This window comes from Pseudarthrobacter phenanthrenivorans Sphe3 (assembly GCF_000189535.1).
In the GTDB taxonomy this organism is placed as follows: domain Bacteria; phylum Actinomycetota; class Actinomycetes; order Actinomycetales; family Micrococcaceae; genus Arthrobacter; species Arthrobacter phenanthrenivorans.
The window spans coordinates 202,999-216,205 of sequence record NC_015145.1 but is presented as its reverse complement, the minus strand read 5'-3'; the positions used below and the strand labels follow the sequence as shown (position 1 = coordinate 216,205).

General features: G+C 65.5%; 11 protein-coding genes. 5 read left to right on the top strand and 6 right to left on the bottom strand.

Annotated elements, in window-relative coordinates:
* Nucleotides 1-57 precede the first annotated feature (57 nt).
* Both ASPHE3_RS01020 and ASPHE3_RS01015 read left to right on the top strand, forming a co-directional pair.
* The gene (locus ASPHE3_RS01020; RefSeq protein WP_013599367.1) at nt 58-1,587 is read left to right on the top strand and encodes a purine-cytosine permease family protein; all 1,530 of its coding nucleotides are present in this window, start codon (nt 58-60) and stop codon (nt 1,585-1,587) included.
* A 54-nt stretch (nt 1,588-1,641) separates the two neighbouring features.
* Entirely contained in the window at nt 1,642-2,595 is a 954-nt protein-coding gene (locus ASPHE3_RS01015; RefSeq protein ID WP_013599366.1) for a polysaccharide deacetylase family protein, read from the top strand.
* Nucleotides 2,596-2,705: 110 nt separating this feature from the next.
* On the opposite strand, the gene ASPHE3_RS01010 is transcribed toward ASPHE3_RS01015, so the two are convergent.
* Nucleotides 2,706-3,071 (bottom strand): nucleoside triphosphate pyrophosphohydrolase family protein, encoded by a 366-nt coding sequence (locus tag ASPHE3_RS01010; RefSeq protein ID WP_013599365.1) that lies wholly within the window; start codon nt 3,069-3,071, stop codon nt 2,706-2,708.
* A gap of 234 nt (nt 3,072-3,305) precedes the next feature.
* Here ASPHE3_RS01010 and ASPHE3_RS01005 point away from each other — a divergent pair, with 234 nt between their 5' ends.
* Both ASPHE3_RS01005 and ASPHE3_RS01000 read left to right on the top strand, forming a co-directional pair.
* Complete coding sequence (locus ASPHE3_RS01005; RefSeq protein WP_041651820.1) at nt 3,306-3,737, top strand: LexA family protein; 432 nt, start codon at nt 3,306-3,308, stop codon at nt 3,735-3,737.
* On the top strand, nt 3,730-5,028 hold the full coding sequence (locus ASPHE3_RS01000) for a Y-family DNA polymerase (RefSeq protein ID WP_457920592.1): 1,299 nt from the start codon (nt 3,730-3,732) through the stop codon (nt 5,026-5,028). Before ASPHE3_RS01005 ends, ASPHE3_RS01000 begins: the two co-directional genes overlap by 8 nt.
* An 84-nt stretch (nt 5,029-5,112) precedes the next feature.
* Here the strand turns inward: ASPHE3_RS01000 and ASPHE3_RS00995 are convergent, their stop codons facing one another.
* The 4 genes from ASPHE3_RS00995 to ASPHE3_RS00980 form a co-directional block, all read right to left on the bottom strand.
* A complete protein-coding gene (locus tag ASPHE3_RS00995) occupies nt 5,113-6,771 on the bottom strand; it encodes an APC family permease (RefSeq protein ID WP_013599362.1) in 1,659 nt (552 codons plus the stop codon).
* 124 nt (nt 6,772-6,895) lie between these two features.
* Entirely contained in the window at nt 6,896-8,449 is a 1,554-nt protein-coding gene (locus ASPHE3_RS00990; RefSeq protein WP_013599361.1) for an aldehyde dehydrogenase family protein, read from the bottom strand.
* Nucleotides 8,450-8,480: 31 nt separating this feature from the next.
* Nucleotides 8,481-10,190, bottom strand: a complete 1,710-nt coding sequence (gene betA / locus ASPHE3_RS00985; RefSeq protein ID WP_013599360.1) for a choline dehydrogenase — start codon at nt 10,188-10,190, stop codon at nt 8,481-8,483.
* Nucleotides 10,191-10,486: 296 nt separating this feature from the next.
* Complete coding sequence (locus ASPHE3_RS00980; protein WP_041651818.1) at nt 10,487-11,080, bottom strand: TetR/AcrR family transcriptional regulator; 594 nt, start codon at nt 11,078-11,080, stop codon at nt 10,487-10,489.
* 205 nt (nt 11,081-11,285) lie between these two features.
* Between ASPHE3_RS00980 and ASPHE3_RS00975 the strand changes: the two genes are divergently transcribed.
* Complete coding sequence (locus ASPHE3_RS00975; protein WP_013599358.1) at nt 11,286-12,458, top strand: ABC transporter substrate-binding protein; 1,173 nt, start codon at nt 11,286-11,288, stop codon at nt 12,456-12,458.
* A gap of 24 nt (nt 12,459-12,482) precedes the next feature.
* On the opposite strand, the gene ASPHE3_RS00970 is transcribed toward ASPHE3_RS00975, so the two are convergent.
* Nucleotides 12,483-13,181: a Pr6Pr family membrane protein gene (locus tag ASPHE3_RS00970; RefSeq protein WP_013599357.1), complete on the bottom strand. Its 699-nt coding sequence runs from the start codon at nt 13,179-13,181 to the stop codon at nt 12,483-12,485.
* Between the last annotated feature and the right edge of the window lie 26 nt (nt 13,182-13,207).

The window sequence follows — 13,207 nt, the reverse complement described above, 5'->3', positions numbered from 1 at the left end:
TTGTGGCATGAGCCACATAATCTGGATCTATCCCTTTCACTTATGGAGGCTTTCCCCATGCAAGACAACCTCTCCACGACGCAGACTGGGCCGGCAATGGCGCCGGCCCAAGACGTCGAAGCCTGGCTCCAGCCCATTCCCGAGTCCCAGCGCACGCACAAAGTTTCCGGCCAGTTCTGGATCTGGGCCGGCGCCAACCTTGCACCGATCAACTGGGTACTGGGTGCCCTCGGAATCCATCTGGGGTTGGGTTTCGCGGACACTGTCACCGTGCTGGTCCTGGGCAACCTGATCGGCATGCTGCTCTTCGGCTGCTTCGTCCTGCTGGGCCAGAAAACCGGGGCCACCGGCATGGTCCTGGCCCGGGCCGCGTTCGGCCGGCGGGGCAACTACCTGCCGGCGGCCATCCAGGCGCTCCTGGTGATCGGCTGGTGCGCGGTCAACACCTGGATCATCCTGGACCTGGTCATGGCACTGTTCGGGACCCTCGGCTGGGTGGACCCTGCAGCTACAAACTACGGCTGGAAGATCGCCGTGGCCACCGGAATCATGGCCGCACAGGTAGCCATCGCCTGGTTCGGCTACAAAGCCATCGCCGCGTTCGAAAAATGGACCGTCCCGCCCACCATCATCATCCTGGCGGTCATGTCCGCCGTGGCCTGGTTCGGGATGGAAATCGACTGGACCTACGCCGGCCCTGCAGGCAACATTCTGGAAGGCTCCGAACGCATCGCCGCCATGAGCGCGGTCATGACCGCCATCGGCATCGGCTGGGGCATCACCTGGTTCACCTACGCCGCCGACTACTCCCGCTTCGTCAGCACCGAAGTGCCCAAGAAGAAGGTCTACCTGGCCTCCGTGCTGGGCCAGTTCATCCCCGTGGTCTGGCTTGGCGTCCTGGGCGCAAGCCTCGCCACCAACAGCGGCGAGATCGATCCCGGAAAGCTCATCGTCCAGAACTTCGGCGTCCTGGCCCTCCCGGTCCTGCTGATGGTGCTGCACGGCCCCATCGCCACCAACATCCTGAACATCTACACCTTCTCCGTTGCCACCCAGGCGCTGGACATCACCATCAGCCGCCGCAAGCTCAACCTGTTCGTCGGCGCATTCTCGCTCATCGCCGTCGTCTTCTTCATCTTCCAGGAGGACTTCGCTGCAGTCCTGGACGCCTGGCTCATCGGCCTCGTTGCCTGGGTGGCCGCCTGGGGCGGCGTGATGCTGGTGCACTACTTCTGGATCGACAAGCGCTGGCCCGGCAACCCGGAGCGGCTGTTCGACGGCGTCGGCACCAGGCGGCTGCCCGGCGTCAACTGGGCAGGAGTCACCTCCCTCCTGGTGGGCATCTTCGCCACGTGGCTGTTCATGTACGGGCTCGTCCCCGCCATGCAGGGCCCCGTCGCCGTGGCCCTGGGCGGCTGGGACCTGTCCTGGCTCGCCGGCGGCCTTGCCAGCGCCACCAGCTACGCCATCCTCGGCCCGAGGATGCACCGCAAGTTCCTTGAACCTGCGCCGGCCGCCACGGTCCACGGGCAACACGCCACCGAACTCACCGGAGCCTCGGCACCAGGCACGCCGGCCGCACTCTGAACCGCGCCTCCCGACACTCCCGCTCGCCGAACTCCCCGCAACGCTAGGACCACCATGACCCTTGAAGCATTTTCCGACGCCGCCCACCCGATCGCCTGGCCCGAGGGCAAGCGCGCCGCAGCATCCTTCACGTTCGACGTCGATGCCGAATCCTGCACCATCGCCCACGACCCCAAGAGCACCCGCCGGATGTCGCTGATGACCCACCAGTCCTACGGGCCCAAGGTGGCAGTTCCACGGCTGCTGCAGATCCTCCAGCGGCAGGACATCCGCGCCACGTTCTTCGTCCCCGGCTTCACCGCCGAGTGCTACCCGGACACCGTACGCCAGATCGTGGACGCCGGGCACGAGGTGGCCCACCACGGCTACCTGCACGAGCCCATGCAGGGCATCGACGCCGACACGGAGGCCCGCTACATCGACCGCGGACTGGAGGCGCTGGCCAAGGCAGCCGGGGTTGAGCCGGTGGGCTACAGGGCACCGTGGTGGGAGCTGAACTGGCACTCCGCCGGCCTCCTGGCGGACCGCGGCTTCCTCTACGATTCAAGCCTGCTCGACGGCGATGCCCCCTACCGCTTCAGCGTCGCCCCGGGCGACAGCAGGGACCTAGTGGAAATCCCGGTCGACTGGGCCCTTGACGACTGGGAGCAGTACGCCTTCTACCCCGGCGTGACCGGCAGCGGCGTCATTGAAAGCCCGGCCAAGGTCCTGGAGATGTGGACACTCGAGGCGGAGGCGCACCACGCGCAGGGCAGCTGCTTCGTCCTGACCAACCACCCCTTCATCTCCGGCCGGCCCTCCAAGGCGGTGGCCCTGGAACGGCTGATGGAGCGGGTCAAGGGAATGGACGGCATGTGGGTGGCCACCATGGAGGAAATCGCGGAGCACACCCGGCGGACGGTCCAGGAGGTGCACACCCACGCACGGATCGAGGTTCCATCCTTCCCCGACACCGGGGCGCGGTTCACGGCGCCGGCCGTGCGCGAATCCGTGCCCGCGATCAGCTAGGTACGGGAAGCATACTGAACCACAGCAGGAGCGGTGCCGCCCCACCGGGGGCAGCACCGCTCCTGCTGTGTTAAGGACTGCAGTCGGGCCTGGACCACGAGCCGGGGAGGCTACCCGCCCTGGCGGCCGACGGCCGCCGCCAACCCCCGTTCAATGTTGTCCATGGTCCCGGTGAATGCCTCCGTAATATCGATGTCCAGCCGTTCGGCCAGAACCATGATCCACCACAGCGACTCCCCCAGCTTGTGCTTGAGCTGGGCCGTCACGTCCCCGTCGATGTCCCACGTTCCATCGTTTGCGAGGATGAGGCGCCCCACCATGCCGACGTCATTGGTGAACCCGAGCATCAGTTCGTGCAAGGTCCACACTTGGCCGTTCAGCCGTTGCTCGAGGATTTCGTACAGCGCCCGGATTTCCATGGCACGCTGCTGTGCGCCTTCCAGGCTGGCGTTGTTGTGGTGAGTCCCGCTGGTCATGATGCCCCTCTTCGGTTTGAGATCAGTCAAGCGGCTGCGACCACATCAGGATCTTCTTCTCTGGCGTTCGCTACAAGAAGGACGCTTCCCCTGCCTTTATTCCCTGCTTCCCCGGCGCCGGGCCGCCGTCGTGCTTTCCCTGGAGCACCCCTGGCTAAGACGGGACAGTATCGGTTGTCCGAGGCAAGGACTACACTGAACCGTATCGAACATATATTCGAATAAAGGTGTGTTGTGGGCGTTATTGTGGGTCCCCGTGTGATAGATGCGGGCGCTTCGTTGTTCTCGGTGCTGATCGCGCCGGTGCCCGTCGCTGCGGGGTTTCCTTCGCCGGCGCAGGATTACTTTGATGGCCGGATCGACCTGAATGCCCACCTGATCAAGGACATCACCAGCACTTTCGTGGTCCGGGTGACGGGAGACTCCATGGAAGGGGCCGGGATCAGCGACGGCGATGAACTGATCGTCAACAGGGCGCTGGAGCCGAAGGATGGCTCGGTGGTCATCGCCGTGCTGGATGGCGAACTGACCGTGAAGCGCCTCCGCCTGACCGCCGCGGGCGTGGTGCTGCAGGCGGAGAATCCGAAATATCCGGACATCAGGGTGCCTGCGCTGTCCGAGCTGACCATCTGGGGCGTGGCCACAAGGTGCCTGCACCATGTCTAGACCCGCGCCGATGCGGCAGATGCCGCAGATCGCCCACGTGGACGTGAACTGCTTTTACGCCTCCGCGGAGCGTGCCTTCGATCCCTCGCTGGAAGGCAGGCCCCTGGTGGTGCTGTCCAACAATGACGGCTGCGCCGTGACCCGCTCCCCCGAGGCAAAAGCCCTGGGCATTGCCACCGGCGAGCCATGGTTCAAACTCGCACCGCGTGCCAAGGAATGGGGGCTGGTGGCGAAATCCAGCAACTATGAGCTGTACGGGGACATCAGCGCCCGGGTCATGGAGCTGCTCGGAAGGTACTCGGCATGGCTGGAGGTCTACAGCATCGATGAAGCATTCCTTGGCGTGAAGGGCAGCCCGGAGGAGCTGCTGGCGCTGGGCAAGACCATGAAGGAGGCCGTCCGCCGCCATGTGGGCGTGCCCGTGTGCGTGGGTATTGCGCCCACGAAAACCCTGGCCAAACTCTGCAACAAGTGGGCCAAAAACAATCCCGCGTTTGCGGGGGTATGCCACTGGGACAGCGTGCCGGCAGCAATGCGGGAGCGCCTGCTCGGGCGCCTGTCCGTCGAGGAAATCTGGGGCGTTGCCGGACGGCTCACCCGGCGCCTGAACGCCATCGGCATCCACACCATCCTGGACCTCACCCGCACAGACCCCGTGGCCGTTCGGGACAAGTTCTCCGTGGTGATGATGCGCACCGTCCTTGAACTCAACGGGACCCCCTGTATCCCCATGGAGGAGGAACGGATCGGCAGGGACCAGCTCATCTTTTCCCGCTCCTTTTCCACTCCCGTCACCACTGCTGGCGGGCTGCGTCAGGTCTTGAGCGTCTACGGCCAGCACGCGGGCGCCCGTCTGGCGAAGCACGGGCTGCAGGCCAAAGTCCTGACGGCCTTCGCGGGCACGTCTCCCTTCAGGGGCGAGGAACAGGCCTATCCCTCTGTATGCGTCGCCCTGCCCATGCCGACGGCCGATCCCCTGCTGCTCACGCGCGCGGCGCATGCCCTGTTGCCCAGCATTCGGGAAGGCGTGAAATACGTGAAGGTGGGGCTGATGCTCACGGACCTGAGGCCCACGGGCAACCAATCCCCGCTGGAGCCGTTTGAGAACCCGCACGAGGAACGCCATATCGGCACACTCCTGGAGGACGTCAGCCGCCGCTTCGGGCGGGGCTCCATCGGGTTGGGCCACGCCGGCATCAAGACCGGCCTGGACTGGAGCATGAAACGCACCATGCGTTCGCCCCGGTACACCACCCACTGGGACGAGCTTCCCCTGGTCAAGGCTGCATGACATACAGCCCTGTACGACGACGGCGAGCACCCCTCCGCCGCGGGGCGTGGCGGAGGGATGCCCGTCCGTGCTACGAAAGTTGACCTACCGGGCCCCGTCCATGACCTCCTGGTCGGCTGCGGGTACGGCTACAGCTGCAGTTGCGGCAGCTGCAGGCACCGGTTGGATAAGGGCCGCAGCATGTGCCGGGGCCGAGGGAGCAGCTGGAGCTTCCGGGGACCCGGCGGCGTGCCCGGCGAGGACACCGGTGTGGTGCCGGAGCTTCAGCCTGTACATCAGGACGCCGATAACGGTGACCGCAGTAACAAAGATGACGCCGCCCCACTGCAGGTACCACTCAAACGGCGGCACCGAGTTGTAGATCTCGGGCCGCGGCCAGATCAGGTTCAGCGTCATGGCACCGCCCCACAGGACAGCGAGGATATTCACGGGCAGGCCCCACTTTCCCAGGCTGAACCCGGCCTTGCCGTGGGTTTCGTCGGACAGCGGCCATTTCTTCAGGAAGCGCCGCCGCAGCAGGGGCACGGTGACCAGCAGGTAGGACAGGTAGATCAGGACGATGCTGATGCTTGACAGGATGGTGAAGATCGCTGGCTGAGAGACATTGACGACCAGCGGAATGATGGCGATGACCCCAATAACGATGGCCGCCACGGTGGGCGTCTTGCGCTCGGGGTGGACTTTGCTGAGCTGCCGGCTGAAAGGCAGGTTGTTGTCACGGGCCATGGCGAACATCATGCGGATGGCGGCTGCGTGGACTGCGAGGGTGCAGACGAACACTGCAACGACGATGCAGGCCAGGAATGCCTTGCCGAAGGGCCCTCCCAGCACGGAGAGCACGATGTACTGCAGACCGCCGTCTGCGCTGCCCAGCTTGGGATCGTTCAGGTCGGGAGCGGCCAAGAGTCCACCGAGGAGGATCAGACCGCCGAGGATGAAGGAAGCCGTGATCGCCCGCAGGATCGCCTTTGGAGCGGTCTTCTTGGGGTCCTTCGTCTCCTCGCCCAGGGAACTGGCCGTGTCGAAGCCGTACATCACGTACCCGGATGCCATCGCGCCGATAAGGAAGACCCCGAAGAAGCCAAGGTCGTGCCCTTCGCCGTAGCCCGCGGTGCTGAACAGGACTTCCGGCCCCCGCACCACGTGCCATCCCAATGCCAGGATGAGGAGTACGGCGGCGGCCAGCTCAACGAAGACGCCGATGCTGTTGATTTTGGTCATCAGCTTCACGCCGAAGGCATTGATGAGGGTGGAGATGGTGATCATGATGCTCGCCAGCAGGACGCCGTTGAGGGCGAAGTCGTAGGTGCCGGTGCCGTCACCGATGATCTGGAAACCAGACCATATCTGGGGCAGGGTTAGCTGCAGCGCCAGGGCGACCGCTCCGAGCGCCACCATGGAGGAAATGAGCAGCAGCCACCCGGCCAGCCAGGCGAACGTACTCGACGAGAGCTGTTTGGCCCAGTTGTAGACGGACCCGGCCACCGGATAGCGGCCGGCGAGCTCGGCGAAGCAGAGCGCCACCATCAGTTGGCCGACGAAGACGATGGGCCAGGACCACGCGTAGGCGGGGCCAGCCATGGAGAAACCAAAGTAGAACAATTGAAAAACGCCGGTGAGGATGGAAATGTAGCTGACTCCGGCCGCGAAGCTGGCGAACTTGCCGATGCTGCGGTCCAAAGTCTGGGCATAGCCGAATTCGGCCATGCCGCTTGAATCAGTACTCTTGCTGGGTTCCAACATCTGAACTCCTAAGTCAGAAAAGCACAGTGGTGTTGACCTGCGGCCGCCGTTGGACGCAGGTGATGCAACCGGCCGGGCACCGCCGTGCGCGATGCCCCGCCGTTCCCCCGTTGCTGTTTGGTGCCTATTCGGCTACGCCTGCCCCCGCTTCCGGATGGGATGCGCCGAACCAGCCGCTGGGCGCGGGCTGGATGTTCTGCCAGATATGTTTGGCTTCGCGGTACTCGTTGAGGCCCGCGCTGCCCAGCTCGCGGCCGATCCCCGACTTCCCGAAACCGCCCCATTCCGCCTGCGGCACGTACGGGTGGTAGTCGTTGATCCACACTGTTCCGTGCCGGAGGCCGGCAGCGACGCGCTGCGCCTTGGAGGCGTCGGATGTCCACACCGCACCGGCCAGTCCGTACTCCGTGTCGTTGGCGATGGCCACCGCCTCGTCCTCCGTGCGGAACGTCTCCACCGTGAGTACCGGCCCGAATGACTCCTCCCGCAGCACGCTCATGCCGGAGCGGCAGTTGGCGAGCACGGTGGGCGGGTAGAAGAATCCGTCGGCGAGCGGCCCCTCGTCAGGGATGTAGCCGCCGCACAACAGTTCTGCGCCCTCCGCGATCCCGGCCTGCACGTAGGCGTGAACCTGGCTGCGGTGCTTCTCGGAGATGAGCGGCCCCGTCTCAGCCGAGGAGTCGAACGGTCCGCCCATCCGGATCTTCTTCGCCCGTTCCACCACCTCGGCCACAAAGCGCTCGGCGATCGTCTCCTCGACGACGAGCCGCGCTCCTGCCGAGCACACCTGGCCGGAGTGCAGGAAGACAGCCGTCAGGGCATTGTCGACGGCGGCGTCCCAGTCCGCGTCTGCGAAGACGACATTGGGGTTCTTCCCCCCGAGCTCAAAGGCGACCCGCTTCACTGTCTCTGCAGCGGCGGCCATGATGGTCTGTCCGGTGGCCAGGCTCCCGGTCAGGGAAACCAGGTCGACGCGCGGGTCCGAGCTCAGCAGCGGCCCCACCCTGGACCCGGATCCGGTGACGAGGTTCGCCACGCCGGCAGGAACGCCGGCCTCCGCGAGAGTCTCCATGAGCAGGATGGAGGTCGACGGCGTCAGCTCGCTGGGCTTGAGCACGAACGAGTTCCCCGCAACCAGTGCTGGCGCCACCTTCCATGCCGCCTGAAGCAGCGGGTAGTTCCAAGGGGCGATGAGGGCGCACACGCCGAGCGGTTCATACACCACGCGGCTGATGGCGTTCGGCCGGCCCGTGTCGATGACCCTGCCGGCATCGAGGCCTGCGATCTTTCCGTAGTAGCGGAAGCAGGCGGCAATATCGTCAATGTCGTACTCGGCCTCGACGAGCCGCTTGCCCGTATCGAGCGCCTCGGCCCGGGCGTAGGCAGCCTTGTCCCGCTCCAGCAGTTCGGCCACGCGGAGCATGACCGCCCCGCGCTCAAGGTCGGTGAGCCGCCGCCAGGGGCCGTGGTCAAAAGCTGAGCGCGCAGCCGCGATCGCCCGCTCTGCGTCGTCCGCCGTCGAGGACGCTACTTCTGCTACCTCGCGCCCGTCCGCAGGGCAGCGCACAACTGTCGTGCCGCCGTCGGACGCTTCCTGCCAGGCGCCGTCGATGTACAGGCCTTTGACGGTGCCCTGTGCCTCCCGGGACTGCTGGACTTGCTCAACGGTGGCGGTCATGGTTTCTCCTTTTCCTGCACATCCATCATGCCTAGGCCCGCCCTGCCGCTGCGGTGGCAGCGGCACTGTTACGCTCCAGCGGGCTAACGCCGTGCCGGTAGAACTCTGCGTGCTGGGGCGCCAAGGGTGCCTTGCCGGCGATGAGGTCGGCGGCTTTTTCCGCAAGCATCATGACGGGGGCGTAGATGTTTCCGTTGGTGACGTACGGCATGGCGGAGGCGTCCACCACGCGCAGGCCGCTGGTGCCATGGACCGTCATGTCCAGCGGGTTGACCACGGCCATGGGGTCGGAGTCCGGGCCCATCTTCGCTGTGCAGGACGGGTGAAGCGCCGTCTCGGCGTCGCGGGCAACCCAGTCAAGGATCTCGGCGTCCGTCTGCACGGACCGGCCCGGGGAAAGCTCCCCGCCGTTGAACGGCGACATGGCGGACTGGCCCAGGATGTCGCGGGCAACATGGATGGCCTCCACCCATTCGCGCCGGTCCTGGTCCGTGGACAGGTAGTTGAACACCATGGACGGGTGGACCGTCGGGTCCGTGGACTTGATCTTCAGGGTGCCGCGGGCGTCGGAGTACATGGGGCCAATGTGCACCTGGTAGCCGTGCTTGGCGTCCGCCTTCTGTCCGTCGTAGCGGACGGCAACCGGGAGGAAGTGGAACATCAGGTTGGGGTAGGCAACGTCCTCGTTGGAGCGGACAAAGCCGCCTCCCTCGAAGTGGTTGGTGGCTGCCGGGCCCTTGCGGCCAAAGAGCCACTGCATGCCGATCCACGGCATGCGCCAGACGTCCAGCGCCGGCTGCATGGAGACCGGCTCGGTGCAGGCGTGCTGGATGTAGACCTCAAGGTGGTCCTGGAGGTTTTCGCCGACGCCGGGCAGGTTGGACACCGTGTTGATGCCCAGTGAGTTCAGGTGGGCGGCGTTGCCCACGCCGCTGAGCTGCAGCAGCTGCGGGGTGTTGATGGCGCCGCCGGCCAGGATCACTTCACCGGCGTTGACCTGGTGGGTCTTGCCGTTGCGGCGGTAGGTCACGCCCGTTGCCACATTGCCCTTGAAGTTGACCTTCGTGGCCAGCGCCCGGGTCAGGACGGTGAGGTTTTTCCGGGAGGAGTTGGGCCGGATGTGCGCCCTGGAGGCCGAGAGCCGCTGGCCCTTGTGGACGTTCCGGTCAAAGGGGGCGAAGCCTTCCTGGCGGTACCCGTTGACATCATCGGTCATCGGGTAGCCGGCCTGCTGGGCGGCCATGAAAAACGCCTGGAAGAGCGGATTCGTGGCGGGGCCACGCTCAAGGACCAGGGGACCGTCGTGCCCGCGGAGCTCGTCGTCGGGATCCGCTGCGAGCGCGTTTTCCATCTTGTTGAAGTACGGAAGGCAGTGGGCGAAGTCCCAGGTTTCCATGCCGGCATCGGCGCCCCAGCGCTCGTAGTCCAGCGGGTTTCCGCGCTGGAAGATCATGCCGTTGATGGAGCTGGAGCCACCCAGGACCTTGCCGCGGGCGTGGGCCACGCGGCGGCCGCCCATGTACGGCTCGGGATCCGACTGGTAGCGCCAGTCATAGAGCGGGTTGCCGCTGGGGAAGGTCAGCGCGGCGGGCATCTGGATGAACAGGTCCCAGGGGTAGTCGCTCCGCCCGGCTTCGAGGACCAGGACGCTGCTCTGGCCTCCTTCGCTCAGGCGGTTGGCCAGCACCGAACCGGCGCTTCCACCGCCGACGATGACGTAGTCGTAGTGGTTTTTTGTCATGCTGCAAACTCTCCTTCTACCTGGTGCCGGTGACAGCAGCCCAGGGCGGGTCGTCGTTCTTTCGAAAGCGAAAGGTTGACCGTGTTGGCCGGAGAATCCGCGGTATCCCCTGGTGTGGCGTAGGTCATATCCAAGGAGAGTAGTGCACCTTGAACGAGTGTTCAATAGGAAAACTGGACAAACGTTCAAAATTTACGACGCCGAAACATCAGGCCTGCGGTGACGTGCGGGAATGTGCCTTTCCGCCTTCCCAGGTGTCGCGCTTCCGCCCGAATGTGACAGGGTAGCTCCCGCCGCTATGCGGCGAAGGCGATCTCTTCGGTGCGGGCGATACTCCGGCGGATTGACTCCTTGTCCACGCCAAGAAGCGCGGTGAGCCACATGCCGTTCTGCAGGACAACGATGTCCGCGGCCCGCTCCTTGCATTCCTTGGCGGACAGCTCCGGCCTGGCATTCCCGATCAGCGCCGCAAGCCCGTCGAGGTACCGGTCGAACGCCGCCGCATTGATCAGGGCGAAATCGTCGTCTGCCTTCGCGAGCGCCCACAGGTGAAGGCGCAGGGACAGGTAGCGCGTGGTCAGCAGTTCCGGCCCTGCAACACGGTGGAGGGCATTCCGGAGCTGCTCGTCCGGGGGCAGCGCAGGGTCCGGCGCAACCAGTGCAAGGTCGTGCTTGTCCACGCTGTGCAGTGCCGCCCGGATCAGGCTTGATTTGTCCTCGTAGTAGTAGTTCACCAGGCCCAGGGCGACTCCCGCCTCGCGCGCCACCGCGCGCATGCTGACCCCGGAGATCCCGTGGCGCGACAGCAGTTCCAGCGCTGCTTCAAGAATGCGCGACTGCCTGTCGAGCTGCCCGCCCTGTTCGCGGGAATTCACGGTATCTGTATCCACCCGGCCAGCCTATGGTGAAAGCGATGCCCGTGCATCCCGGGGCCCAGGGCCCCACCCACAAGACGCCGCACGACGTTTCGTGACGCTCGGCTACGCCGCATTGAGTGTTCGCGACGTCCCGTGAACGCCTGCTACGGGAACGATTGTGGCACTGCTGGAGCCTCCGTAATCTCATCTCAGCATCCGCCCCAGCAAAGGAATTCCCATGTCAGAACCATCGGACAAGCGCCCGGAGCAGCAAGGCTCAACCCGCATTGTTGCAGGCCAGCCCGCCGCTCCCAAGCGCCCGTTCGGCCTCAAGATCGGCATTGCTGCCGCTGCCCTGGCCCTCATCGGTGGTGGCGCCGCCGTCGCCTCCGCCGTCAACAGCAGCCCGGCGGCAGTCCAGGAGACCGCTTCCGCCGGCAACCCCGCCGTCGAGCTGAAGCTGGGCTACTTTGGCAACGTCACCCACGCTCCCGCCCTGGTGGGCGACAGCCAGGGCCATATCGCGGACGAACTGGGCGGCACCAAGCTCAGCACCCAGGTGTTCAACGCAGGCCCAGCAGCCATCGAAGCACTCAACGCCGGCGCCATCGACGCCACCTACATCGGCCCGAATCCGGCCATCAACTCGTTCGTCAAGAGCGGCGGCGAGTCGGTCAACATCATCGCCGGTGCAGCCGCCGGCGGCGCCCAGCTGGTGGTCAAGCCGGAGATCAACTCCGCGGCGGACCTCAAGGGCAAGACCCTCGCCTCCCCGCAGCTGGGCGGCACGCAGGATGTCGCCCTCCGGGGCTGGCTCGCTGGCGAAGGGTACAAAACCAACGTGGACGGCAGCGGCGACGTGGCCATCAACCCCACGGAAAACGCCCAGACCCTCAAGCTGTTCCAGGACGGAAAACTCGACGGCGCGTGGTTGCCCGAGCCCTGGGCCTCCCGCCTGGTGCTGACCGCCGGCGCCAAGGTCCTGGTGGACGAAAAAGACCTGTGGGACGGCTCGCTGTCCGGCAAGCCGGGCGAGTTCCCCACAACCGTCCTGATCGTGAACCAGAAGTTCGCCGCAGATCATCCGGACACCGTCAAGGCGCTGCTGAAGGGCCACGTGAAGTCGGTGGAGTGGCTGAACAATGCAGCCGACGGCGAGAAGGCTGCCGTCATCAACGCAGCATTGAAGGAAGCCGCGGGAGCGGAGCTGAAGGCGGACGTGATCACCAGGTCCCTGCAGAACATTGTGTTCACGGTGGACCCGCTGGCCGGCACCTACGAAAAGCTCCTGGCGGACGGCGTCGCGGCAGGCACCACCAAGCAGGCCGACATCAAGGGCATCTTCGACCTGGTGGCGCTCAACCAGGTGGCCGGCAAGAAGACCTCGGCCGCGGGGCTGGGGAAGGAGTAGCGGCCTCCGAACCGGTCAGCAGCCTTAGCGCTCCGCAGCAAGCCTGGCACGAAGGTTTCCGGCCAAGTGCACCAGGAGCCCGGCCACGAGGAACGCGATAAGTACCTCCGCCGTCGTGATGAGAACGGCCGCCCAGCCACCTTCGAGGGTCGGATCAAGAAAGTCGTAGACGTACCAGCCATCCATGCCGCCGCGCAGCCAGGAAAAGACGAGGAAAGCGACGGGGTAGCCCAACCATGCCAGGGGGCGCCACCACGCACCCCGGGCAGTCTTGGTCACCAGCAGCCAGTCCAGCGCCACGAACAAAGGGGCCAGCCGGTGGTGCGCCATCTGCGGCCAGTAGAGGTCCCAGCTCCACCAGGGCTCGTCGGCAGGGGCTATCAGGACGATGTAGATGATGCCGGTCATCACCAGATACAGGACGAGGGCGCCGAACAGGTGGTCCCACCATTGTGGGAGCCGGGCCCTTGGCCGCCCCGCCGAGGCCAGGAGCACCAGTCCGACGACGAGGTTCGCCTGCACAGTGAACTCCGAGTAGAGCTGGGGGATGTCCACGTCGTTGCCTGGCAACGTCGCATCGTAGGTCTTTTGGATGATGGCCACGAGCAGGAAGATGCCCACCGCACCCCGCAGCACCCGGACCCAGACACGGTCCGGGTGCAAGGCATGGTTGGCGGAGGCATGGCGTTCGACGTCGGGCGGCAGCGCCAGTTCACCGGTCATCTGCCCAGCATGGACGCCTGGGCGGG